At 67.2% G+C, this 23,981-nt stretch carries 23 protein-coding genes; 7 read left to right on the top strand and 16 right to left on the bottom strand.

What is annotated here, in order from left to right; genetic code table 11:
* Nucleotides 1-21: 21 nt before the first annotated feature.
* Genes nuoL through RAH40_RS14605 form a run of 9 tightly spaced genes read right to left on the bottom strand, consistent with a single transcriptional unit; the run spans nucleotide 22 to nucleotide 8,098 of the window.
* Nucleotides 22-2,262: an NADH-quinone oxidoreductase subunit L gene (nuoL, locus tag RAH40_RS14645; RefSeq protein ID WP_306598300.1), complete on the bottom strand. Its 2,241-nt coding sequence runs from the start codon at nucleotides 2,260-2,262 to the stop codon at nucleotides 22-24.
* Between the two features lie 40 nt (nucleotides 2,263-2,302).
* Nucleotides 2,303-2,605 carry an NADH-quinone oxidoreductase subunit NuoK gene (nuoK, locus tag RAH40_RS14640; protein ID WP_306598299.1) on the bottom strand — a complete coding sequence of 101 codons (303 nt, stop codon included), beginning with the start codon at nucleotides 2,603-2,605 and terminating at the stop codon, nucleotides 2,303-2,305.
* 4 nt (nucleotides 2,606-2,609) lie between these two features.
* Entirely contained in the window at nucleotides 2,610-3,164 is a 555-nt protein-coding gene (locus tag RAH40_RS14635; protein ID WP_306598298.1) for an NADH-quinone oxidoreductase subunit J, read from the bottom strand.
* 4 nt (nucleotides 3,165-3,168) lie between these two features.
* On the bottom strand, nucleotides 3,169-3,675 hold the full coding sequence (locus RAH40_RS14630) for an NADH-quinone oxidoreductase subunit I (RefSeq protein WP_306598297.1): 507 nt from the start codon (nucleotides 3,673-3,675) through the stop codon (nucleotides 3,169-3,171).
* Nucleotides 3,676-3,685: 10 nt separating this feature from the next.
* Nucleotides 3,686-4,843: a complex I subunit 1 family protein gene (locus tag RAH40_RS14625; RefSeq protein ID WP_306598296.1), complete on the bottom strand. Its 1,158-nt coding sequence runs from the start codon at nucleotides 4,841-4,843 to the stop codon at nucleotides 3,686-3,688.
* Nucleotides 4,840-5,910 (bottom strand): NADH-quinone oxidoreductase subunit D, encoded by a 1,071-nt coding sequence (locus RAH40_RS14620; protein ID WP_306598295.1) that lies wholly within the window; start codon nucleotides 5,908-5,910, stop codon nucleotides 4,840-4,842. The genes RAH40_RS14625 and RAH40_RS14620 overlap by 4 nt, the downstream gene beginning before the upstream one ends.
* Nucleotides 5,911-5,949: 39 nt before the next feature.
* Nucleotides 5,950-7,239 (bottom strand): NADH-quinone oxidoreductase subunit C, encoded by a 1,290-nt coding sequence (locus RAH40_RS14615; protein ID WP_306598294.1) that lies wholly within the window; start codon nucleotides 7,237-7,239, stop codon nucleotides 5,950-5,952.
* Nucleotides 7,240-7,241: 2 nt separating this feature from the next.
* Nucleotides 7,242-7,745 (bottom strand): NADH-quinone oxidoreductase subunit B, encoded by a 504-nt coding sequence (locus tag RAH40_RS14610; protein ID WP_306602303.1) that lies wholly within the window; start codon nucleotides 7,743-7,745, stop codon nucleotides 7,242-7,244.
* A complete protein-coding gene (locus tag RAH40_RS14605) occupies nucleotides 7,745-8,098 on the bottom strand; it encodes an NADH-quinone oxidoreductase subunit A (protein WP_306598293.1) in 354 nt (117 codons plus the stop codon). The genes RAH40_RS14610 and RAH40_RS14605 overlap by 1 nt, the downstream gene beginning before the upstream one ends.
* Before the next feature lie 191 nt (nucleotides 8,099-8,289).
* Here RAH40_RS14605 and RAH40_RS14600 point away from each other — a divergent pair, with 191 nt between their 5' ends.
* The 3 genes from RAH40_RS14600 to RAH40_RS14590 all read left to right on the top strand — a co-directional run bounded on the left by RAH40_RS14600 (nucleotide 8,290) and on the right by RAH40_RS14590 (nucleotide 11,684).
* Nucleotides 8,290-9,894 (top strand): GspE/PulE family protein, encoded by a 1,605-nt coding sequence (locus RAH40_RS14600; RefSeq protein WP_306598292.1) that lies wholly within the window; start codon nucleotides 8,290-8,292, stop codon nucleotides 9,892-9,894.
* Nucleotides 9,895-9,986: 92 nt separating this feature from the next.
* The gene (locus tag RAH40_RS14595; RefSeq protein ID WP_306598291.1) at nucleotides 9,987-10,871 is read left to right on the top strand and encodes a hypothetical protein; all 885 of its coding nucleotides are present in this window, start codon (nucleotides 9,987-9,989) and stop codon (nucleotides 10,869-10,871) included.
* Between the two features lie 9 nt (nucleotides 10,872-10,880).
* Nucleotides 10,881-11,684, top strand: a complete 804-nt coding sequence (locus RAH40_RS14590; protein ID WP_306598290.1) for a S1/P1 nuclease — start codon at nucleotides 10,881-10,883, stop codon at nucleotides 11,682-11,684.
* A gap of 42 nt (nucleotides 11,685-11,726) precedes the next feature.
* Here RAH40_RS14590 and gcvPB read toward each other — a convergent pair whose 3' ends face one another.
* The 3 genes from gcvPB to RAH40_RS14575 form a co-directional block, all read right to left on the bottom strand.
* A complete protein-coding gene (gene gcvPB / locus RAH40_RS14585) occupies nucleotides 11,727-13,256 on the bottom strand; it encodes an aminomethyl-transferring glycine dehydrogenase subunit GcvPB (RefSeq protein WP_306598289.1) in 1,530 nt (509 codons plus the stop codon).
* Nucleotides 13,257-13,266: 10 nt separating this feature from the next.
* On the bottom strand, nucleotides 13,267-14,622 hold the full coding sequence (gene gcvPA / locus RAH40_RS14580; RefSeq protein ID WP_306598288.1) for an aminomethyl-transferring glycine dehydrogenase subunit GcvPA: 1,356 nt from the start codon (nucleotides 14,620-14,622) through the stop codon (nucleotides 13,267-13,269).
* Between the two features lie 189 nt (nucleotides 14,623-14,811).
* Nucleotides 14,812-15,417: a putative metalloprotease CJM1_0395 family protein gene (locus tag RAH40_RS14575; RefSeq protein ID WP_306598287.1), complete on the bottom strand. Its 606-nt coding sequence runs from the start codon at nucleotides 15,415-15,417 to the stop codon at nucleotides 14,812-14,814.
* Nucleotides 15,418-15,531: 114 nt separating this feature from the next.
* On the opposite strand from RAH40_RS14575, the gene nrdR reads away from it, so the two are divergent.
* The 4 genes from nrdR (at nucleotide 15,532) to ribD (ending at nucleotide 20,739) form a co-directional block, all read left to right on the top strand.
* Entirely contained in the window at nucleotides 15,532-16,173 is a 642-nt protein-coding gene (nrdR, locus tag RAH40_RS14570; RefSeq protein WP_306598286.1) for a transcriptional regulator NrdR, read from the top strand.
* A gap of 36 nt (nucleotides 16,174-16,209) precedes the next feature.
* Nucleotides 16,210-18,612 carry an endopeptidase La gene (lon, locus tag RAH40_RS14565; RefSeq protein WP_306598285.1) on the top strand — a complete coding sequence of 801 codons (2,403 nt, stop codon included), beginning with the start codon at nucleotides 16,210-16,212 and terminating at the stop codon, nucleotides 18,610-18,612.
* An 83-nt stretch (nucleotides 18,613-18,695) separates the two neighbouring features.
* A complete protein-coding gene (gene ftsY, locus RAH40_RS14560) occupies nucleotides 18,696-19,607 on the top strand; it encodes a signal recognition particle-docking protein FtsY (RefSeq protein ID WP_306598284.1) in 912 nt (303 codons plus the stop codon).
* Nucleotides 19,600-20,739, top strand: a complete 1,140-nt coding sequence (gene ribD, locus RAH40_RS14555; RefSeq protein ID WP_306598283.1) for a bifunctional diaminohydroxyphosphoribosylaminopyrimidine deaminase/5-amino-6-(5-phosphoribosylamino)uracil reductase RibD — start codon at nucleotides 19,600-19,602, stop codon at nucleotides 20,737-20,739. Before ftsY ends, ribD begins: the two co-directional genes overlap by 8 nt.
* Here ribD and thiS read toward each other — a convergent pair whose 3' ends face one another.
* The 4 genes from thiS to gatB form a co-directional block, all read right to left on the bottom strand.
* Nucleotides 20,740-20,940 carry a sulfur carrier protein ThiS gene (thiS, locus tag RAH40_RS14550; protein ID WP_306598282.1) on the bottom strand — a complete coding sequence of 67 codons (201 nt, stop codon included), beginning with the start codon at nucleotides 20,938-20,940 and terminating at the stop codon, nucleotides 20,740-20,742.
* 3 nt (nucleotides 20,941-20,943) lie between these two features.
* Nucleotides 20,944-22,140, bottom strand: coding sequence for a PLP-dependent aspartate aminotransferase family protein (locus tag RAH40_RS14545; RefSeq protein WP_306598281.1), 1,197 nt, complete (start codon nucleotides 22,138-22,140; stop codon nucleotides 20,944-20,946).
* Between the two features lie 74 nt (nucleotides 22,141-22,214).
* Entirely contained in the window at nucleotides 22,215-22,493 is a 279-nt protein-coding gene (locus RAH40_RS14540) for a hypothetical protein (protein WP_306598280.1), read from the bottom strand.
* Between the two features lie 9 nt (nucleotides 22,494-22,502).
* Complete coding sequence (gatB, locus tag RAH40_RS14535) at nucleotides 22,503-23,957, bottom strand: Asp-tRNA(Asn)/Glu-tRNA(Gln) amidotransferase subunit GatB (RefSeq protein ID WP_306598279.1); 1,455 nt, start codon at nucleotides 23,955-23,957, stop codon at nucleotides 22,503-22,505.
* Between the last annotated feature and the right edge of the window lie 24 nt (nucleotides 23,958-23,981).

Raw genomic sequence — 23,981 nt, 5'->3', positions numbered from 1 at the left:
AACAAGCGAAAGCAGGAAGGGCTAGGCCAGGAACTTCCAGAAGGCGAAAACCAGGAAGCCCAGGAACATGACGAAGGCGTAGTTCTGGACCCGGCCGCTCTGGAGCTTGCGGAAGCCCCCGGCGACCTGCTGGAGCACCCACGCCACCAGGTTCACGAGGCCGTCGATGATCCTGGCGTCGAACCAGTGCAGGGCGTGGCTGCTGACGAGGGTGAAGCGCGCCGCGCCGTTCACCATGCCGTCCACCGCCCAGGTGTCGAAGGCCCACAGCTGGGCCCCCAGCTGCTTGCAGGGGCCGATGAAGGCGGCTTCGTAGAACTCGTCGATGTAGTACTTGGCGTTCACCCACTCGAACAGCTCGGGGAACCGCTTCACGAAGGCCCTGGGCTTGGACCAGGTGGGATCCGCGCCGTAGAACCACCAGGCCAGGGCCATGGCGGCCGGGGCCCACACGACGGTGGCCACGAACATCAGGATGTATTCCATGGCCGGGACGGCGCCGTGGGCCTCGTGGGCGTGGGTCTGGTAGAGCAGCGGGGCGATCCACTCGCTGAAGTGGCCGCTGCCGATCCAGTGGAGGCTGTGGGGGATGTTCAGGAAGCCGCCCACCAGGGCCAGGAGCGCCAGCAGCGCAACGGGGACCCACATGTTCCAGGGCACCTCGTGCGGGGCGTGCGCGTGGCCGGCATGGGCGTCATGGCCCGCGTGGTCGTCGTGCCCGGCATGGTCATCGGCGGCGTGGTGGACCTCGGAGGGGACGGTGAGGTGGTGGGGGTCATGCCCCGCGCCCCGGTACTCGCCGAAGAAGGTCATGGCCATCAGCCGGACCATGTAGAAGGCCGTCATGAACGCCGCGATCATGCCCATGCACCACGCCACGAGGCTGAGGGTGGAGCCCTGGTAGGTGCCGCCCGCGAACCAGCCCTCGAACACCTTCCAGAGGATCTCGTCCTTGGAGAAGAAGCCCGAGAAGGGGAAGATGCCGGCGATGGCAATGGTCGCGATGCCCATGGACGCGAAGGTCCACGGCATGTATTTTCTCAAACCGCCCATGTTGCGCATGTCCTGCTCGTGGTGGCAGGCCATGATCACGGAGCCGGACCCGAGGAAGAGGGCGGCCTTGAAGAAGGCGTGGGTGAAGACATGGAACATGCCGGCGGAGAAGGCCCCCGCGCCCATGCCCATGAACATGAAGCCCAGCTGGCTCACCGTGGAGTAGGCCAGCACCTTCTTGATGTCGTACTGCGCCAGGCCCATGCTGGCCGCGACCAGCGCCGTGAGGGCGCCGATGAACAGCACCAGGGAGAGGGCCGCCGGCGCGTTGACGTAGATGAAGTTCAGCCGGGCGATCATGTAGAGGCCCGAGGTGACCATGGTGGCCGCGTGGATCAGGGCGCTGACCGGGGTCGGGCCCGCCATGGCGTCCGGAAGCCAGACGTAGAGGGGAATCTGGGCGCTCTTGCCGCAGGCGCCCAGGAACAGGCAGCAGCCGATGAGGTTGAACCACCAGGTGGGGGCATGGGAGACGCCGAAGAGGGTGATCTCGGGCCGGGCCAGGATGTCCCGGGTCATGCCCATGAGCGTGTCGAAGTCCACCGAGCCGTAGATCATGAAGATCAGGAAGAACCCGATGAGGAACCCGAAGTCGCCGATGCGATTGGTGACGAAGGCCTTCTTGCCCGCCACCGCCGCGTACTCGCGGTCGAAGTAGAAGCCGATCAGCAGGTAGCTGCAAAGCCCCACCCCTTCCCAGCCCAGGAACATGATGATCATGTTCGCGCCCAGCACCAGGTTGAGCATGGAGAAGATGAAGAGGTTCAGGTAGGCCATGAACCGGTAGTACTCGCCGTTCTTGCGCTCATCGGCCATGTACCCCGTGGAGAACAGGTGGATGAGGAAGCCCACCCCGGTCACCAGCAGGCCCATGCAGGCCGAGAGGGGATCCACCTTGTAGGCCCAGGCCATGGTGTTGTGGGTCAGCCCGCCCAGCACCTGGGCGTCGCCCAGGCTCAGCCAGGTCCACACCGTCTGGGTCACGGACCGGTTCGCCGGCTCCATGCCCATGAGCTGGATGAAGGTCCAGCACACCAGCAGGAAGGACGCCGCCACGGAACCCAGGGCGATGAGGTCCACCAGCTTGTTGTTCTTCAGGGTGCGCCCCGTGGCGCCGTTCAGGATGGCGCCGAACAGCGGCAGGAAGGGGATGAGCCAGAGCACGGAACTGTGGAGTGGCGTGCTCAGGACTGCGTGTTCCATGATCATGCGTTCACCTGGGTCAAAGTCGTCAAAGGAGGGGTCATGCTCAGCCCTTGAGAAGGTTGATCTGGTCCACCTGGATGGTGTCCTTCTTGCGGTAGAGGGCCACCACCAGCGCGAGGCCGATGGCCACCTCCGCCGCGGCCAGGCCCATCACCAGAAGGGCGAAGGCCTGTCCCGCCACGGTGCCAGCGTGGCGCGCGAAGGCCACGAGGTTCAGGTTGGCGGCGTTGAGCATGAGCTCCACGCACATGAGGATCACCAGGGCGTTGCGGCGCACGAGCACCCCGGCCACGCCCACCGAGAACAGCAGGAAGGAGATGAAGAGGACGGTATTCATGGATGCCATTGGTCTACACCCTTTCCTTCTTGGCCAGCGTCACGGCGCCGATCAGGGCCACCAGCAGGATCACCGAGAGGATCTCGAAGGGCAGCAGGTAGCCCGCGAAGAGCCCTCGGCTCACGGCCTGGGAGTTCTCCTTGGCCACGTCCAGGCCCCGGGCGAGGTCCGGGTCGAGCGTAAGCGCAACCTCCGCGCCCTTGGTGAAGAAGGTGCTCACGAAAACGCCGACGATGGCTGCGGCGCCGACGGCCACCGCCACCAGCGCGTAGGGCGTCTGGGACTGGAACAGGCCCTTTTCCTTGTACTTGGTCATCTCCACCAGCATGACCACGAAGAGGAACAGCACAACGATGCCCCCCGCGTAGACCAGGAGCTGGGCCACCGCCAGGAACTCGGCGCTCATGCAGAGGTAGCAGCCCGCGATGGAGAGCATGGCGAAGAGGAAGCCCACCACGCTGTGCACCGCGTTCTTGGAAAAGACGAGGGCCAGGGCCCCGCCCACGGCCATGAGGCCGAAGAGCAGGAACATGTTGTGTCCGATGAAGGCCAGGAAGGTTTCGACCATGGGTTCAGTCCTCGTCCGAATAGGAGAACTTGCCGACCGGGGTCAGCCCGAACATGTTCTGGGACTCGCCCAGCATGCCGATGGAGAAGTCCTCGCGGTTGTAGGCCGCCAGTTCGAACTGGTGGTTAAGGATGATGGAGTCGAACCCGCAGCTCTCCACGCAGAACTCGCAGAAGATGCAGCGCTCCATCTCGAAGTCGTAGCGGGTGGGGATCTTGGTCTTGCGCCCCTCCTTCTTCCCGCTCTCGATGGTGATCACCTGGGTCGGGCAGATCTTCTCGCAGGCCAGGCAGCACACGCACTTGATCTCGCCCTGCTCGTCCTTGAGCATGGTGAGCCGCCCGCGGAACCGGGGCGCCAGCTTCACGGGCACCTCCGGGTACTCCTCGGTGACGTGCATCTTCACCTTGCGCCGGTTCGCCGTGGCGAACACCTTCGCGAAGTGCGTGCCCGTCAGCTTCATGCCCTTGAAGATGTCGACCGGGAACAATGTCTTTAGGAACTTGCGCATACTCACTCCCCTAGGCCGCGTAGCGCACGGCCGCAGCCAGCACCACAAGGACAAGCGTGAAAGGAATCAGATATTTCCACGCCACTGCCATGACCTGGTCGTACCGGTAGCGGGGAATGGTCCCCCGCACCCAGATGAAGACGAACAGCAGGAAGATCATCTTCACGACGTACCAAAGCGCGTTGGGCGCGCCGACGAGGGGCCAGTTCTGGACGAAGCGGTGCAGCCCGAAGGGCACCAGGTAGGGTCCGCCCAGGAAGAAGGCGCTGGCCAGGGCCGCCACGACCACCATGTTGATGTACTCGGCCAGGTAGAAGAACCCGAAGCGCATGCCCGAGTATTCCGTATGGAACCCGGCCACCAGCTCGTTCTCGGCCTCGGGCATGTCGAAGGGCATGCGGTTGGTCTCGGCGAAGCCGCAGGTGAAGTAGACCAGGAAGCCCACCGCCATGAGCGGCGCGGCGATGGGGGACGTCTCCAGGGCCAGCTTTCGGGTCATCTCGTTGAAGTTCAGGGTCCCGGTGAGCACCACCGGCACCAGCAGGCTGAGCGTCAGGGGCACTTCGTAGCTGACGATCTGGGCGCCGGATCGCAGGCCGCCCAGGAGGGGGTACTTGGAATTGGAGGCCCAGGCGCCCAGCACGATCCCGTAGACGCCCACCGAGGCGATACCCAGGATGAACAGCAGGCCCACGTTCATGTCGGTGATGAAGCCGTTGAAGGGCACGCCCCCGAGGATCGGCACGAACTTCGGGAAGGTGAACAGCGCGCCGGGGTAGAAGCTCACCGCCGCGAACACCACCACCGACGCGATCAGCGAAAGGGCGGGAGCGACCAGGAAGATGGCCCGGTCGGCCTTGGTGGGGACGATGTCCTCCTTGAGGAACAGCTTGGCGATGTCGCCCACCAGCATCGGCAGCCCGCGCCAGTAGGACAGGAAGGGCACCTTGCCCATGCGCCACATGCCGCGGTTCAGCCAGCCCGTGAGCCCGACGCGGTGGCCCGCGATGCGGGTCGCGCCCAGGCGGTCCTGGGCGTGGCCCAGCACCTTGCGTTCCGCGTAGATGGTCAGCGGCACGATGATGAAGATGAAGAGGACCACGCACACGGCCTGGATGACGGCCATCACGGAGGTCTGGAGGAGGGTCAGCTCGGGGGTTGCGTTCATCGGTCGATCTCTCCCAGGACCACGTCAAGCGTTCCGATCGTGGCGATCACGTCGGCCACCAGGCCACCCTCGATCATCATGGGCAGGGCCTGGAGGTTGATGAAGCCCGGGGCCCGCACGTGGAAGCGGTAGGGGTTCAGCGAACCCTTCTCGCCCACCAGGTAGTAGCCCAGTTCGCCCTTGGGGGCCTCGGTGGCGTGGTAGACCTCGTTCACCTCGGAGCGGAGCACCTTGGGGAGCTTGGCCATCACGGGACCTTCCGGCAGCCCGTCGATGCACTGCTGGATGATCCGCGCGCTCTGGCGCATCTCTTCCAGGCGGACAAGATACCTGGCGTAGGTATCGGCCTCGGTGCGGGTGGGCACCTCGAAGTCCATCTCCGCGTAGGCCGCGTAGGGGAAGGCCTTTCGGATGTCGTAGGCCACCCCGGCCGCCCTCAGCACCGGCCCGGTCACGCCCATGGCGATGGCGTCCTCGGCCTTCAGGATGCCCACGCCGATGGTGCGCTTCTTCCAGATGCGGTTCTCCGTGAGGAGGGTCTCGTATTCGTTGATGCAGTCGGGGAACTTGGCCAGGAAGTCCCGCACCTTCTTTTCGAACCCGGGCGGCAGGTCCTCGCGCAGCCCGCCGATGCGGAAGGCCGTGGTGGTGAGCCGCGACCCGCAGAAGGCGTCGAAGATGTCCAGGATCGCCTCCCGCTCGCGGAAGGTGTAGATGAACACCGTCATGGCGCCGATGTCGAGGCCGTGGGTGGCCAGCCAGATCAGGTGGGAGGCCAGCCGGTTGAACTCGTTGAGCATGGTCCGGATGTACACCGCGCGCCGCGGCACCGTGATGCCGAAGAGCTTCTCGATGGACTCCGCCCAGCCCAGGTTGTTGGCGATGGCGGACGTGTAGTCCATGCGGTCCGTCCACACCTGGCCCTGGAAGAAGCTCTTGTTCTCGCAGATCTTCTCGACCCCGCGGTGGAGGTAGCCGATGCAGGGGGTGCACTTCTTGACGACCTCCCCGTCCAGTCTCAGCTTCAGGCGCAGCACCCCGTGCGTTGACGGGTGCTGCGGTCCCATGTTTATTTCCATCTCCTCGTTCTTGAACACAAGGAACTCCTATTCTGCTTTGGGCGGATGGAGGTTGATGCCCAGGTTCCCGGCCTTCTCCATCGCGAGGCGCATCAGCACGCCGCTCCGGTCCTCGCGGAAATCGATGTCCCGCTGGCCGAGGCCGGGGGTCGGATATTCCTTGCGGAGGGCGTGGCCCTCCCAGTCCTCGGGGCAGAGGATGCGGGTCATGTCGGGGTGTTCCTGGAACCGGATGCCCAGCATGTCCCAGATCTCCCGCTCCAGCCAGTTGGCCGTGGGATAGACGGGGACGGCGCTGGCGGGCTCGTAGCCCTCCGGCACCAGGATGCGCAGGCGCAGGCGCTTGTGCCTGCGGATGCTGGTGAGATGGTAGACCACCGCGAAGGCCCAGCCCTGGGCCGCCGGATAGTGGGTCGCCGTCTCGTCCGCGAGCATCTCGTAGCGCAGCGCCGGATCCTCGCGGCAGAGCTCGAGGGCCTCCCGGATGGCGTCCCGGTGGACCTGGCAGGTCATTTCGCCGCCCTGCTGATAGGCCTCCTCCACCTTGTCGCCCAGGACCTCCATGAGCCTCAGGAGATCGGGATCCGTGGGCGCCTGGGGCGCGGGGAACTTCATGTCGTTGGCGTCGGGCCTGGGCACGGGGCGCACCGGCGCCTTGGGGGCGTCCTTGCCCTCGGCCTCGGCCTTGGCCTTGGCGGTCTCGTAGTCGGCGAGGGTCTTCTTCCACTTGGCCTCGTCGGCGGCGGCCAGGGCGGCCTGCTCCTCCAGGTAGGTCCTGAGGCTCGGGAGCGGCACGGTCTTGGGCATCACGACCTGACGGTTGGGCGCGGCCTTGAGGTCGTAGACATAGGCCGCCGGGGCCTCCGAAGCCGCCGGCGCTTCCGTGGCGGGCGCGGGGGGGGGGTCGACGGCAACCGGTTCCGGAGCCTTGACGGGCGCCGGCGCGGGCTCGGGGGCCTTCACCGGTTCTGGCGCGGCCTGCACCGGGGCGGCCGGCGCGGGGGCCTCGACGACAACCGGTTCCGGAGCCTTGACGGGCGCGGGCGCCTCGGGGGCGGCATCGGCCACCTGCTCGAACTTGATGACGGTCACCGGGCACCCGGCGGCCGCGGCGACGATGCCGGCCTCCAGGCTCTTCTGCAGGTCCGCCTTGAGGGGCGCCATCTCGGCCCGGTTCTCGGTGGTCTGGCCATCGGCCCTCACCGCCGCGTTGATCACACAGGTATCGTCCGTGACGTGGAAAACATCCGCGCACTCCGCCTCGCAGGCGTTGCAGACGATACAACCTTCGTCGATCCAGACTTTGATAATTGCCATGGTCAGCCCACCGCCTCGAAGATTTCCTTGTAGCGGTCAGCCATGCTGCTCGCCATGATCTTGTCCTGGAGCTTCATGAACCCGTAGAGGAGCCCCTCGGGCCGGGGCGGGCAGCCAGGAATGTAGACGTCCACGGGGATGACCTTGTCCACGCCCTGGATGGTGTGATAGCTGTCGAAGGGCCCGCCCGCCGTGGCGCAGCTGCCCATCGCGATCACCCACTTGGGCTCGGGCATCTGGTCATAGAGCTGCTTGATGATGGGCGCCATCTTGTAGGTGACGGTGCCGGCCACGATCATCAGGTCGGCCTGCCGGGGGGAGGCGCGGAAGATGCCGCAGCCGAACCGGTCGAAGTCGAACCGCGCCGCACCGGCGGCCATCATCTCGATGGCGCAGCAGGCCAGGCCGAAGGTCATGGGCCAGACGCTGGTGGCGCGGGACCAGTTGATGACTTTCTCAACCTTGGTGGTGATGAGGATGTTCTCCAAGGTGGAGGGTTGATTCATCATTCCCATGTGAGGGCTCCTTTGGACCAGATGTACCCGTAACCGAAAAGAAGCAGGAACAGGAAGATGCCCATCTCGACGAGGCCGAAGATGGCGAGTTCCTTCATCTGGATGGCCCAGGGCATGAGAAAGACCGTTTCCACGTCGAACACCAGGAACATGACGGCCACCAGGTAGTAGCGCACCGAGAACTTCTCCCGGGCCTCGGCGACGGTCTTGATGCCGCATTCGTAGGTCGAGTATTTCGCAGCTGTAGGTAAATGCGGACGAACGACTCTGGAAATTCCCCAGATCACCACCGGCAAAGCGATGGCGACCAGTATCAGCAATAAAACTGGAACATAACTGCGCATGGCACCTCCCGGGGGAGCAATCGTTTGGAATTCCATTGTGGTATCCAGGCCCGAGGCCGGTCAATGAAGGATACCCGGGGAATTTAGTCAATAAGACCGTTTGAACCCCTGGGCAAACCGACACACTATTAAGCATGGTACCCCCACCCGCCCCCCAATCCGATCCCGGAAACCCTCTTCTGGCCGGCGAGATGACCACGGTCTTGGCAGCAGAGGAACTTACCAAGACCGAGTACCGCCCGGCCTCCCTCTACCCCACCCTGGACCTGACCCGGGAACCGGTGGACTTCGCCCTCTTCCAGGCCATCCCCCTGGATTTGATGTTGAAACACCGATTTGTCCCCGTGCACGAGCGGGACGGCGCCCTCTGGCTGGCCATGGCCGACCCCCTCGACGTGGTGGCCCAGGATCTCCTCCGCATGCACCTGAAGCGCCCGCTCCGCTTCGCCGCGGCCCCCTTCGCCCAGATCCAGGTGGTGCTCAAGAAGTCCGAATCGGGCCAGAAGGTCATGGAGGAGGCCGGCGAGGCCCTCCGCGTCCAGGTTCTCCGGGAGGAGGACATCGACGAGGACGTCCTGGACCTGGAGAACCTCACCGACAAGGAAGAGGCCCCCATCATCCGGCTGGTGGACACCACCATCTTCAACGCCCTTCAGCGCCGCGCCTCGGACATCCACCTGGAGACCACCAGCACCGGGTTCCAGATCAAGTACCGCATCGACGGCAGCCTGTACGCGGCGGCCGACCCCATCGACCGCCGCTTCGCGTCCCCCATCATCAGCCGCATCAAGGTCATGTCCGAACTGGACATCGCGGAAAAGCGGAAACCCCAGGACGGGCGCTTCAAGCTCAAGGTCCGGGGCCGGGCCATCGACTTCCGGGTGAGCATCATGCCCACCATCCACGGCGAGGACTCGGTCATCCGCATCCTGGACAAGGAGAACCTCAGCGAGGAGTTCAAGAGCCTGAGCCTGGACATCCTAGGCTTCTCCCCCGCGGAGCTTACCCGCCTGCGCCGCTTCGCCCGCGAGCCCTACGGCATGTTCCTGGTCACGGGCCCCACCGGCAGCGGCAAGACCACCACGCTGTACGCCGTCCTCAGCGAGATCCGCAGCCCCGAGGACAAGCTGATCACCATCGAGGATCCCGTCGAATACCAGCTGGAAGGGGTCACCCAGATCCCCGTGAACGAGAAGAAGGGCCTCACCTTCGCCGTGGGCCTGCGGTCCATCCTGCGCCACGACCCGGACAAGATCCTCGTGGGCGAGATCCGGGACTCCGAGACCGCCCAGATCGCCATCCAGTCCGCCCTCACCGGCCACCTGGTGTTCACCACGGTCCACGCCAACCACACCCTGGACGTGCTGAGCCGCTTCCAGCACATGGGCGTGGAGGTCTACAACTTCGTGTCCGCCCTGAACTGCATCCTGGCCCAGCGCCTGGTGCGCACCCTCTGCACGAAGTGCAAGCGCCCCATCGCGGCGCCCGATGCCCAGGAGCTCAAGGAGAACGGCCTCACCGAGGCCTGGGCCCGGACCGCCACCTTCTTCGAGAAGGTCGGCTGCATCGAGTGCAGCGGCACCGGATTCCGCGGCCGGCAGGCCATCATCGAGTTCATGGGCCTCAACGACGATCTGCGCGAACTCATCACCCGCCGGGCTTCGGTGCGCGAGATCAAGGAGGCCGCCCGCGGCTACGGCATGCAGAGCCTCCGGGAGAGCGCCGTGGAGAAGGTGCGCCAGGGCGTCACGACCCTGGCCGAGATCAACAAGGTGACCTTCCGGGAAAGCGAATGAATTAATTTTACAAATGGTTCCGTTCCATCATAAGGGAAAGAAAGAGAGACTCGAGCCTCAACCCGGCTCCCGAGCCCCTTCCCCGAGGAACCATGAACAAGCTCTCCTGCCTCCTTGCCATCACCGCCCTAACGGCGCTTCCGGCCTCCGCCTGGGGCGACCAGGGCCATCGCCTGGCTGCCGCCGGCGCCCTGAGGGACCTCCCTCCGGACCTGGCCCTCTGGTTCCGCGGGCTGGAGGCGGCCCTGCCCGACCACGCCAGCGACCCCGACGAATGGAAATGGGACGACCCGACCGAACGCCCCCGGCACTATCTGGAATGCGAGCCCTACGGAGGCCCGGGCAGCGTCCCCCTGGAAGAGAACGCCGCCATGAACAAGGTGGGCCCCGAACGGTTCCGGACCTCGGGCCAGCTGACCTGGACCATCCTCGACCGGGTCCGCGACCTCACCCAGGCGTTCTCCTCGGCCGACCCGCATGAGGTCGCCTACCGGTCCTCCATCCTCAGCCACTACGTGGCCGACCTCCAGGTGCCCCTGCACACCACCACCAACCATGACGGGGACGAGACCCGCCAGCACGGGGTCCACCACCGCTGGGAGGAGGGCCTGGTCAAGCGCCTCGTCGAGGCCCAGGCCTGGGAGCCCGAGGTCCGGCCCGCGGTCCTGGACCCGGAGCCGGCCCAGGCACCCTGGGCCTGGCTTCGGCAGTCCAACAACCTTGTGGCGGGCCTCCTTCGCGACGACAAGGATGCCCGGCTGGGCCCCCCCATTCCCCTCGAGACCATGGACGCCTCCTACTGGACCGCCTTCAGGCAGCTGCAGGAACCCCACGTGAAGGAACAGCTCACCTTGGCCGCCCAGCGCACCGCTGAAATGATCCTGTTCGCCTGGGTCCGCGCCGGAAGGCCCCAGGTCCCGGTCTCCCATCCTTCCCGGCAGGACGCCCCTTCGAATGTTGCGACACGGGCACACTAAGATGGGTCCATGCGCTGTTGCCCTCTCCTCATGCTCATGGCCATCCTCGCCCCCTCCCCCCTGGCCGCCTGGGGGCGGAAGGGGCACCGGATGGTAGCTCGCCTGGCCATCCTGGACCTTCCAGCGGGCCCAGCCGCCTGGTTCAAGGGCCAGGAGGGCTTCGTGGAGGCCCACAGCAGCGATCCCGACGCGTGGAAGGACGACCCCCTGGAAGGTCCCCGGCATTTCCTCGACATGGACCGCTACCCCGGGGGGGTTCCCACCCTCCTGGGCGAAGCCCGGGAAAAGGTCGGGCCGGCGATCTTCCAGAGGTCCGGGCAGGTGCCCTGGGTGATCCAGGACCGGGTGAGGGACCTCGCCCAGGCCTTCCGGAAGGGTGACCGGGCCCGGGTGGCCTACCAGGCCTCCCTCCTCAGCCATTATGTCGGCGACAGCCACGTGCCGCTCCACACGGTCTCCGACTATGACGGGCAATCTACCGGGCAAAGAGGCATCCACAGCCGCTGGGAAAGCGACCTGGTGGATCGCATGACCCTTGAACCTGAAGTGCGCCCCGCCGCCCTGGAGCCGAACCTCCTCCAGGCCCCCTGGCGCTGGCTGGAGCAGAGCCGGGCCCTGGTCCCAGCCCTCCTGGCGGATGACCGCGCTTCCGACCCTTCGGCAGGCGCAATCCGGACCCGGTCCGACGCCTACTGGGTGCGGTTCGGTCAGCGCCAGGGCCGGTCGGTCCGGGAACAGCTCGCCCAGGCCGGCCAGCATACGGCCCAACTGATCCTGCTCGCCTGGACCATGGCCGGGCAGCCCGCACAATGAAATCCCCCCCGGAGCACCGGGGGGGATGGCGTTCGGAGGATTCTACTGGGGCCGGGTCCAGCGCAGCACGGGCTTCCGGGCGGCTGTGGTCTCGTCCAGGCGGCGCATGGGGGCCAGCACCGGCGCCTGGTGGAGCGCTTCGGGGTTCTCGGCCGCTTCCCGGGCGATGTCCTTCATGGCATCGATGAAGGCGTCCATCTCCTCCTTGCCTTCGCTTTCCGTGGGCTCGATCATGAGCGCCCCGTGGACGATGGCCGGGAAATAGATGGTGGGCGGGTGGAAGCCGCGGTCGATGAGCCCCTTGGCCACGTCCAGGGTGTGGATGTCGTGCTGGGCCAGGTAGCTGTCGTCGAAGATCACCTCGTGGAGGGTGGGCGTCTGGTACTCCAGGTGGTACGTGCCCTCCAGCTGCTTGCGGATGTAGTTCGCGTTCACGATGGCGCGCAGGGTGGCGGCCTTGAGGCCGTCGCCGCCGTGGCTGGCGCAGTAGGTGAGCGCGCGCACCAGGATGCCGAAGTTGCCGAAGAACGTGTGGACCTTGCCCATGCTCTGGGGGCGGTCCCAGTCCAGGCGGTAGCTGTGCAGGGGCACCTGGCCCTCGCCCACGGCCTTCGTCTCGCGCACGACCACGGGCCGGGGCAGGAAGGGCTCCAGGGCCGCGGTGCAGGCCACGGGGCCGGAGCCGGGTCCGCCGCCGCCGTGGGGGGTGGAGAAGGTCTTGTGGAGGTTCAGGTGCATGACGTCCACGCCGAAGTCCCCGGGCCGGGCCACGCCCACCAGGGCGTTCATGTTGGCGCCGTCCATGTAGACCAGGCCGCCCACGCCGTGCAGGGCGTCGCAGATGTCCTTGATGCGGTATTCGAAAACGCCCAGGGTGTTGGGGTTGGTGATCATGAGGCCCGCCACCTCCCCGCCCAGCTCGGCCAGGAGGGTCGTGAGGCCCTTCCGCACCTTGCCGGAGGCATCCGCGACGTCCTCGAAGCTGACGGTGCCGTCGCCCTGGGAGGCGATCTCGACCACGTCGTAGCCCGCCATGGCGGCCGTGGCGGGGTTGGTGCCGTGGGCGCTGTCGGGGATGAGGATCACCCGGCGCTTGCGGCCGTGGGCCACATGGAAGGAGCGGATGAGCATGACGCCCGTGAGCTCCCCGGCGGCGCCGGCGCTGGGCTGCAGGGTGACCGCGGCCAGGCCGGTGATCTCCTTCAGCCACTCCTGGAGGGTGTGGATCACGGCCAGGTTGCCCTGGACGTAGGGGGCGCCGGCCATGGGATGGCTGTCGCAGAAGCCGTCCAGGCCCGCGGTCTTCTCGTTGAGCCGGGGGTTGTGCTTCATGGTGCAGGAGCCCAGCGGGTAGAGGCCGTCGTCCACGCCGTAGTTCCACTTGGAAAGGCGCGTGAAGTGGCGGATCACGTCCACCTCGGTGACCGAGGGAAGCGCGTCGAAGGGGGTGCGGCGCAGGTGGGCCGGGCGGGTGTCCCTGGCGGCGGGAACGTCCAGCCGGGGCAGGTCCATGCCGACCTTGCCGGCCACGGAGCGTTCGAAGATGAGGGGTTCGCGGGTGCGGTTCATCATGGCTTCGTCCTTATCCGACCACGCTGGGAACGCGGGCCAGCACCTCGACGAGGTGCTCGATCTGTTCGCGGCTGTTGAGTTCCGTGGCGCACGACAGGATCCGGTTCTTGAGGCTCGCCGCATAGGGCGTGAGGTCCAGGCCGGGCAGGATGCCTTCCCTGGCGCATTCCGCCTGCAGGGTGGCCATGTCGCCCTTGTACTCCGTCACGAACTCGTTGAAGAAGGGGGCGGCGTAGGGCGCCGTGAAATCCGGCAGCTCCAGGAGCCGCTCCCGAAGGAACTGCGCCTTGGCGGCGTTCTGGGCCGCCAGGCCCTGGAGGCCTTCGGGGCCCGCCAGCTGCAGGTAGATGTTGGCCCGCAGGGCCACCAGCCCCTGGTTGGAGCAGATGTTGCTGGTGGCCTTGTCCCGGCGGATGTGCTGCTCCCGGGCGGTGAGGGTGAGCACATAGCCGGTCTTGCCGTCCAGGTCCCGGGTCTGGCCCACCACGCGCCCGGGGATCTCGCGCTTCTGCGCGTCCCTGACCGTGAGGAAGCCCAGGAAGGGCCCGCCGAAGTTGGGGCGGTTGCCGAAGGACATCGCCTCGCCGCAGGCCATGTCGGCGCCGGCGCGGCCGGGGGCTTCGAACCAGGCCAGGCTCAGGGCCTCCTGGGTCACGGACACCACCAGGGCGCCCGCGGCGTGGGCCAGTTCGCCGATGGCCGTGAGGTCCTCGACGCAGCCCAGGAAATTGGGATAGCCCACCAGGAACGCGGCCACGTCGCCGTCCAGCTTGGCCTTGAGGTCCTCCAGGTCGGTCACGCCGTCCTTGAGGTTCACCACCACCAGCTTCAGGCCCTCGTGGGGCGTGATGTTGGTGCAGAGCACCTCCTGGTAGTGGGGGTGGAGCCCCTGGGAGATGAGGATGGTGTTCTTCTTCTTCTGGAGCCGCACCGCCATGAGCGCCGCTTCCACGCAGGCCGTGCCGCCGTCGTAGAGGCTGGCGTTGCCCACTTCCAGGCCGGTCAGGTCGCACATGAGGGTCTGGTACTCGAAGATGTGCTGGAGGGTGCCCTGCGAGATCTCGGGCTGGTAGGGCGTGTAGGCCGTGAACCACTCCTGTCGGCTGATCATCTGATCGACGGCAGATGGCACGAAATGGTCATAGGCCCCGGCGCCCAGGAAGCGCGCCGTGAACCTCGTGTTCAGGTTGGCCAGCCCTTGCAGTTCCGCCAGGACCTCCTGTTCGGACAGCTGTCCGGGAAGCTCCAGTTCCCGGTGCAGACGAAGGGATTCGGGGATCCCCACAAGGAGTTCCTCCGCCCTCTGGACGCCTATGGCGTCAAGCAGGGCGCGATCCTCCGAAGGGGCCGTGGGCAGGTAGCGCATAGGGCAACCTCATAAGAGTGGGAAACGATGATCAACCGTTCACTTGTGAAGGGTACCATGGCGCCGGGCCCTATGCCTCGCCTTCAGGGGTTCAAGCTAGGGTGTGACGGTTTTCACCCTCCGGTTCCCGGAACCGGCGGCCGGGAAACCGTTCGCCCGTTTCAGCCACCGATCGGCGGGAATGCCTCTTCAGGCCACCGTATCGACCAGACCACCGGGCGTTTCGCCTTTGGTGGCCGCTTCCCCGTATGACTTCTGCCCGGTCCCCGCCTGCGGAGCAGCCGCCTTCGACCCCTTGCTGGCCAGTTCGGCCGCCGCCTGGGAGGCCATGGCGGCGGCCGCAGCGGCCACCGACCGGTCCTGGCCCGAAGGATCCGCGGGCGCCAGGGCGGACGCCATGATGCGGGAAGCCTTGGCGATGGTGGCCTGGGGATTGTCCTTCACGGGCGAGGTGTCCACCGACACTTCCCCGCCCACCGCGTAGTTCCGGCCGTCGGGCCCCCGCTGGTAGGAGTAGCTGGCCCCCGAGGTGACGACGCCCGCCCCCGCGGCGATGTGCGCAGCCTCGTGGGCCTTCACGGCCGCATCGCGGGCCTGCAGCTTGGCCACCTGGGCCTTGGCTTCAGGTGAGAGGTTGAGGGTGTCGGCGCCGCTCCTGGCGGCCTTCCTGGGGGCTGAGCCTCCCGTCGGGGCCGTGGTCCCGGAGTCCCCCGGCTTCACGGGCGCGGCCTGCCCCGCGCGGCTGGGGTCCGGCGCTGGGGGGGAGGAGGAAATGGATGGAACGCCGTCTGCCATGGCACTTCATTATCGGCCCGGGACCCTTCCAGGATGAGGCTTTTTCCAGCCGGGGGCGCTGTTCCACGTGGAACAGCGCGGCTCCGGGCCACGCCTTTGGGTTACTCTGGAGACATGCGTTGCCCCTTCTGTGGCCATATCGAAGACAAGGTGGTGGATTCCCGGGAATCCCGGGAAGGGGATGCCATCCGGCGCCGCAGAGAGTGCCTCAAGTGCGGGCGCCGCTTCACCAGCTACGAGCGCCTGGAGGAACTGCCCATCCTCATCGTCAAGAAGGATGGCCGCCGGGAGGCCTTCGACCCCCACAAGCTCATGCGGGGCATGACCGCCGCCTGCCAGAAGCGCCCCGTGCCCCTGGGGAAGCTGGAGGAGGTGGCCGGCGACATCCAGGCCCGCCTCATGGAGATGAGCGACCGGGAACTCCCCAGCCGGCAGCTTGGGGAGATGGTCATGGACGCCCTCAAGGGGCTGGATTCCGTGGCCTACGTCCGCTTCGCAAGCGTCTATCGCGACTTCAAGGACCTCCCGGACTTCGTGAAGGCCCTGGAGGGCCTGATGGTGGCTCCCCCCGCCCCCGCGCCCCCGGCGAGGCAGGCCCCGGCGGCCCGGCCCGCGCCCCCCGCCCCGCCTCCCGCGCGGCCCAACCCCAAGGAAACGACTCCTGCGGCCGACGGCCTTCCCTTCGAATCCACCCCGCTCTTCCCCGGCGTCGAACCGGAGCGGCCGGGGCACCCCAAGCGGCGCAAGACCCGCTGACGCACATCAAGTTAAACTGAGACATCGAGGTATCCCGTGGCCGAAGAAATCCTAGCCCCCCAGGTCGTTGACGAGTCCCCCAAGATCCCCGACGTGCTGCCCGTCCTGCCCCTCCGCGACGTGGTGGTCTACCCCTACGTGATCCTCCCCCTCTCCGTGAGCCGGGAGAAGTCCCTGCGGGCCGTGGACACCGCGCTGGTGGAGAACCGGATGATCCTTCTGCTGTCCCAGAAGCAGATGGAGATGGACGACCCGGGCCCGGAGGACCTCTACAAGGTGGGCACCGCGGCGCTGATCATGCGCGTCCTGAAGCTCCCCGACGGCCGCGTCCGGGCCCTGGTGCAGGGCCTCCAGCGCGTGCGCGTGGAGTACTTCACCGAGACCGAGAGCCAGTTCAAGGCCAAGGTGGAGGTGCTGTCCGAGTCGGAGATCTCCGAGCGGAACATCGAGCTGGACGCCCTCCTGCGCTCCGTGAAGCAGACGCTGGAGAAGGCCGTGGCCCTGGGCAAGAACCTGCCCCAGGAAGTGCTGGTCATCGCCTCCAACCTGGACAGCCCCGGACGCCTGGCGGACCTGGTGGCCTCCAACCTGGATCTCAAGCCCCCCCAGATGCAGGAGGTGCTGGAGATCGCCAACCCCACCCAGCGCCTGAAGCGCGTGAACGAACTGCTCATGAGGGAAATCGACCTGCTGGAAGTGCAGCAGAAGATCACCATGGAAGCCCGCGGCGAGATGGACAAGAGCCAGCGGGAGTACTACCTGCGCCAGCAGCTCAAGGCCATCCAGCAGGAACTGGGCGAAGGCAGCGAACTGGCCGAGGAGATCCAAGCCTTCCGCGACAAGATGGCCAAGATGAAGGTCCCGGAGGAGCCCCTCCTGGAGATCGACCGCAATTTGAAGAAGCTCGAGCGCATGCACCCCGACAGCAGCGAGACCGCCGTCACCCGCACCTACCTGGAGTGGATGACGGAAATGCCCTGGGGCACCATCACCGAGGACAACCTGGACCTCAAGGAGGCCAAGCGCATCCTGGACGAGGACCACTACGGCCTCGAGAAGATCAAGGACCGCCTGGTGGAGTACCTGGCGGTGCGCAAGCTCAACCCCGACCACAAGGGCACCATCCTCTGCTTCGTCGGCCCTCCGGGCACCGGCAAGACCTCCCTGGGCAAGAGCGTCGCCCGGGCCCTGGGCCGGAAGTTCAGCCGCATCTCCCTGGGCGGCGTCCATGACGAGAGCGAAGTGCGGGGCCACCGCCGAACCTACGTCGGGGCCATGCCCGGGCGGATCATCCAGGCGCTGCACCAGGTCAAGTCCATGAATCCCGTGATCATGCTGGACGAAGTGGACAAGATCGGGCGGGACATGCGGGGCGACCCCTCGGCCGCCCTCCTGGAAGTGCTGGACCCCGAGCAGAACCACACGTTCCGCGACCACTACATGAACGTGCCCATCGACCTCAGCCAGGTGCTCTTCCTCACCAACGCCAACGAGCTGGACCCCATCCAGCCCGCCTTCCGGGACCGCATGGAGATCATCCACCTCTCCAGCTACACCCTGGAGGAGAAGATCGGCATCGCCGAGCGCCACCTCATTCCCCGCCAGCTGGAGAAGAACGGCATCACCGACAAGCAGGTTACCTTCAGCCCCAAGGGCCTCCAGGCCATCATCACCGGCTACACCCGCGAGGCCGGCCTGCGCCAGCTGGAGCGGGAGATCGGCACCGTCTGCCGGAAGGTGGCCCGCAAGGTCGCCGAAGGCGACCTGAAGACGAAGATCACCCTCAGCGACAAGAACGTCCATGACCTCCTGGGCCCCGTGAAGCTGCTCCAGGACGAGCGGCTCAAGGCCCCCCGGGTGGGCGTGGTGACCGGCCTGGCCTGGACGTCCACGGGAGGCGAGGTGCTCTTCGTGGAAGCCCTCAAGATGCCCGGCAAGGGCGCCCTCGTGCTCACCGGCCAGCTGGGCGATGTCATGAAGGAAAGCGCCCAGGCGGCCCTGAGCTACATCCGCAGCCGCAGCGACGCCTTCGAGATCGACCCCGAAGTATTCCAGAAGAACGATCTCCACATCCACTTCCCCGAAGGGGCCATCCCCAAGGACGGCCCCAGCGCCGGCCTGGCCATCGCCACCGTGCTCCTGTCCGTCCTCAAGGGCCTGCCCGTGCTCAACACCTTCGCCATGACCGGGGAGATCGACCTCCGGGGCGAGGCCCTGCCCATCGGCGGCCTCAAGGAGAAGGCCCTGGCCGCCCTGCGCGTGGGGGTGAGGGAGATCATCATCCCCTTCGCCAACCAGAAGGACCTGGAGGAGATCGCCCCCGAGGTGCGCAAGAAGCTCCGGTTCCACCCCGTCAAGCACGTGGAGGAGGTCTTCGAGTTCGCCCTGGAAGGCTGGGTCCGCCCGGAAAAGCGCAAGAAGCCCCGCGCCCGGAAATGACCGTTCACCCCTAGCCTCCCTATTATCAAGCGATAGGGCGATGTTCCACATGGAACGGCGCACCCCGCCCCCCCGAGGTTCCTTTGAGTCTTTTCGGTAATCTGTTCAACAAATTCAAACAGGGTCTCCAGCGCACCCAGGAGCTGGTTCTGGCCCCCATGGGCCGGCTCCTGGGCCTGCGCCGCCTGGACGAGGACCAGCTGGAGGAACTGGAGGACCTGCTCCTCCAGGCCGACCTGGGCGTGCACGGCGTCAAGCGCCTCATGGACCGCCTCAGGTTCGAGATGAAGCGTTCCGGGGACATCGACCCCAAGGCCGTGCTCAAGGACGAGCTGCTGAAGATCCTGCGCCAGGTTCCCCCGCGGCCCTTCGCCAGCCAGGGAACCCAGGTGTGCCTCCTGGTGGGCGTGAACGGGGTGGGCAAGACCACCACCCTGGGCAAGCTCGCCGCCCACCTCAAGGAACGGGGGGAGGAGGTCCTCGTGGTCGCCGGCGACACCTTCCGGGCCGCCGCCATCGATCAGCTGGAGCTGTGGGGCAAGCGCGCGGGCGTTCCGGTCATCCGCAACCAGATGGGAGGCGACCCCGCCGCCATCGCCTACGACGGCGCCACCAGCGCCCTGGCCAAGGGCATCCCCTGGGTGCTGGTGGACACCGCCGGGCGGCTCCACACCAAGGACCATCTCATGCGGGAACTGGAGAAGATCCGCCGCAGCCTCCAGAAGGTCATCCCCGAGGCCCCGCACCGCGTGATCCTCATCCTGGACGCAACGACCGGCCAGAACGGCCTCGTCCAGGCCGAGGCCTTCAAGCAGGCCGCCGGCATCACGGACCTCATCCTCACGAAGCTGGACGGCAGCGCCAAGGGCGGCGTGGCCGTGGCCATCCTGGAACGTCTGAAGCTCCCCATCGCCTTCGTGGGCGTGGGCGAACAGGTGGACGACCTGATTCCCTTCGATCCCGAGACCTTCGTGGATGGCCTCCTCGATGTGTGAAGCACCCCTGCCCCTCACCGAGTTCCTTGCCTGGGAACTGGCCTGCGGCGGGCCCTTCCCGGACCCGGCCACCCTGACGGGGGACGAGCATTTCATGGCTCTGGCCATCCGCCAGGGCATGTCGGGCGTGGGCCTCAGCAGCCCCAACCCGCCCGTGGGCTGCGTCCTCGTGCAGGATGGGACCGTCATCGGCCAGGGCGTCCACACGCGGGCCGGCGACCCCCACGGCGAGATCATGGCCCTCCGGGACGCGGAACTGAGGGACCAGGACACCCGGGGCGCCACGGCCTACGTGACGCTCGAGCCCTGCTGCCACCACGGCCGCACCCCCCCCTGCACCGACGCACTCATCCGCGCCGGCGTCACCCGGGTGGTTGTGGGCGTCAAGGACCCCAACCCCCGGGTCGACGGCGGGGGCATCGCCATCCTCCGGTCCCACGGCATCCAGGTGACGGAATCCGTCCTGGGGCTGGCCTGTTCCCGCTTCCACGCCCCCTTCTTCAAGCTGATCCGCACGGGCCTTCCCTGGGTGGTGCTCAAGTTGGCCCTTGGGGCCGACGGCTCGCTGGGGCCAGAAGGCCAGAGCACCCAGGTGACCTCCCCGGAAATCCAGAACCTCGCCCACGCCCTGCGCCGGGCCACCGAGGCCCTGGTCGTGGGCCGTTGGACCGTGGAGGTGGATGATCCCCGGCTCACCGACCGCTGGCCCCACCCTACCGCCCCCCATCGGCAGGCCCTGCGGGTGGTCCTGGACAGCCAGGGGCGGCTTCCCGGGACCCGCAAGGTATGGCTGCCCGTTGCCGGCCAACCCGTCCTGAGGGCCCTCGTGGAGGACTGTGCGCCCATCCGCGGCGTGGAGGACCTCCAGTTGCCCCCGGGCCCCGGAGGCATCAGCCTGAAGCACCTGCTCCACGAACTGGCGGCCCGGGGCGTCGGACGCGTCCTCTTCGAAGGCGGCGGCATCCTGGCCCGCCGCCTCCTGGAGGAAGGCCTTGTGGACGAGTTCCACCGCTTCGTCTCGGACGAACCCGCCCATGGCGCGCCGGTCAAGCTGGACGTGTCCCGGCTGGGCGTCCTGAGGGCCCGCTCCGCCTTCCCTGGCGGATCCTGGGACGTGCTGGCCGTGCTCTGATCAGCCCCCGCCCACCAGGCGGACCACTTCCAGGCTGTCCATGTCCTTCAGGGACGTGGTCCCGAAGCTGCCCTTGCGCACCACCACCCCGTTCAGCTCCACGGCGCTGCCGAAGGCCGGGAGCATGAGCCACTGGGCCAGGTCCGCCACCGTGCCCAGGTCGGGCGTCTCCCGTTCCTTGCCGTTGAGGATCAGCCGCACGTCCTACCTCGCCGCATCGGCGGCCAGGAACCCGGTCTCCAGGTCCGCCTTGAGGTCCGCCTCGTCCTCGATGCCCACGGAAAAGCGCAGGAGTCCGTCCGTGATCCCCAGCCGGGCCTTCACGTCGGGGGCCGTGCGCAGGTGGCTCATGCTGGCCGGGTGCTGGATGAGGCTTTCCACCCCGCCCAGGCTCACCGCCCGGGTGATGATCCCGAGGGCCTCGCAGAACCGTTGTCCGGCCACCAGGCCACCCCGCAGCTCGAAGCTCATCATGGCCCCGAAGCCGCCATGCATCTGCCGCGTGGCCACGTCGTGGCCCGGATGGTCCTTCGTGCCCGGGTAGTCCACCCGGGCGACCTGGGGCTGCCAAAGCAGCCAGGCGGCAAGGGACTGCGCGTTGTCGGAAGCCCGGCGCACCCGGAGGTAGAGGGTCTTCAGGCCCCGGTGCAGCAGCCACGCGGCGATGGGATCCAGGGTGGGACCCGTGAGCTTGGCCGTCGCCCAGCAGGCCGTGATATCGGCCTCGCTGCCGGCGATGACCCCGGCCACCAGGTCCGAGTGGCCGCCCAGGTACTTGGTGGCGCTGGAAATGCTCAGGTCGATGCCCAGTTCCACCGGCTTGGTGAAGATGGGGGTCGCGAAGGTGTTGTCGGCGACGGTTCGAACGCCCTTGCGCCTGCCAATGGCGGCGATGGCGGCCAGGTCCGTGACGGCCAGGGTGGGATTGGAGGGCGTCTCCGTCAGGATCAGCCGGGTCCGTTCCGTGACGGCCTCGTCCCATTCAGCCACATCCAGGGTATTGGCTACCCACGTGACCTTCAGGCCCTTGCGGGCCTCCCAGCGCCGCAGGAGCTGCTCGGTACCCAGGTACACGGCGGCCGGGGCCACCACGTGGTCGCCCGGCTGCAAGAAGGTTTCGAAGACCGTGGAGAAGGCACTCATGCCCGAGCTGGTCACGAGCGCACGCTCGGCCCCTTCAAGGGAGGCCACCACCTGCTGGACCTCGCTGAAATTGGGATTGCCCCACCGCGTATAGAACTGCGGCGGTTCGATGGCGTTCGCGAACTCCGCGCCCTCGGCGTTTTCCATGAGTTCGAAGACCGAGGTCTGGAAGATGGGCGTGGTCACGGAACGGGTTCCGTTGTGCCCCTTGCCGGCGTGGATGGCAGTCGTGCTCAGGCCCCAACCCTTCGGATCCATGCTTTACTCCCCAGGGGGCATTGGCGCGCCCCGCATCGCGGCCATGGTATCACCCCCAGGCAGCAGCCTCCATGTCACCTTGCCAGGCCGAACACCACCGACAGCGCGGCCACGGCCACGACGATGAGCACCACCAGCCGCCAGAGGGTCGGCTGCGGGTTGGGGTCCTCCCTGGAATGGGCCGCGGGGTCCTCCAGCGCCTCCCGCTCCAGTTCCGCCTCCAGGGTCTCCGGAGGTTCGGGGTGCGGCGGCACCAGGTCCCGGGAGGCCTGCCCCATGACCACGGATTTCCATGCATCCGGGTCGCCCCCGTGCGGCGGCCCTTCCCTGGGATCCTCGGGCCGTTCCTCCATGGGGTCCTCCTACCGTGCCAGCGCTTCGTCGATGGCTTCGTTCACCAGCCTGGGATCGACCTGCCCCTTGCCGGCCTTCATGACCTGCCCCACCAGGAACCCCCGCAGGGCCACCTTCCCGGCGCGGAACTCCGCGACCTGGCCCGGGTGGGCCGCAAGCACCCCGTCCACCAGTTCCTGCACGGCGGCACGGTCCGTCACCTGCGCAAGCCCCCGGCTCCGCACCAGCCCGGCAGGGGTCCCCTCCCCCTTCAGCAGCGCAGGGAAGACCACCTCCTTGGCGGTATTCAGGTTGATGACGCCCTCCACCACCAGGCGGATCAGCTCGCCCAGGTGTTCGGGTGGCAATCCCAGCTCCTCGAGCCTTCCCGAGCCTTCGTTCAACGTCCGGCTCACTTCGCCCAGCATCCAGTTCGCGGCCTGCTTGCCGTTGCCGGAGCACCGGGCCACCTCCTCGAAGTAGGCCGCGAAGGCGGGCGTCTGGACCAGCATCCCGGCCTCGTAGGCGGTCAGGCCGTGCTGGGCCATGAACCGCCTGCAGCGGGCCTCCGGCAGCTCCGGCAGGGCCGCGCGCGCCGCCTCGATCTCCGTCCCGGTGAGGATCAGGGCAGGCAGGTCCGGCTCCGGGAAGTAGCGGTAGTCCATGGCCGCTTCCTTGCTCCGCTGGCTCCGGGTCTCGCCCTTGTCCGCGTCCCAGCCCCGGGTTTCCTGATCGAAGCGTTCGCCCTTTTCCAAAAGGGCCGTCTGCCGGGCGATCTCGTAGTCCAGGGCCATGCGCACGAACCGGAACGAATTGAGGTTCTTGATCTCCACCCGGGTGCCAAGGGGCTCCCCGGGACGCCGCACGCTGATATTGGCATCGGCGCGGAAGGACCCTTCCTCCAGGTTCCCGTCGCAGATGCCCAGGAACGTCACCAGCCGGTGGAGGGTCTTCAGGTAGTCCGAGGCCTCCTGGGCGCTGCGCAGGTCGGGCGCGCCCACGATCTCCAGGAGCGGCACCCCGGCCCGGTTCAGGTCCACCTGGGAATGCCGCCCGTGGGCATCGTGGATGGACTTCCCCGCGTCCTCCTCCAGGTGGGCGCGCTCGATGCCCGCCCGAACGGGGCCTTCGGATCCCCGCACCACCGGATCCCCCGGGATCATGACATGCCCGTTCTCGACGATGGCCACCGGCCCCTGGGTGATCTGGTAGCCCTTGGGCAGGTCGGGGTAGACGTACTGCTTGCGGTAGAAGGTGCTCCGAGGCTGAAGATCCGCGTCCACCGCCAGGCCGAGGCGCAGGGCGGCGGATACCGCCGCCGCGTTGAGCGCCGGGAGGGCCCCGGGCAGGCCCAGGCACACCGGGCACGTGCGGGAATTGGGTTCCCCACCGTAGGCATTGGGACAGCCGCAGAACATCTTTGACCGGGTCGACAGCTGGACGTGGACCTCCAGACCGATGACCGCCTCGAAACCAGGATTCATGTGGCACTCCGGATCCAGTCTAAG

Origin of the sequence: Geothrix sp. 21YS21S-2, assembly GCF_030846775.1 — a bacterium.
GTDB lineage: Bacteria > Acidobacteriota > Holophagae > Holophagales > Holophagaceae > Mesoterricola.
This window is presented reverse-complemented; position numbering and strand designations above follow the sequence as displayed.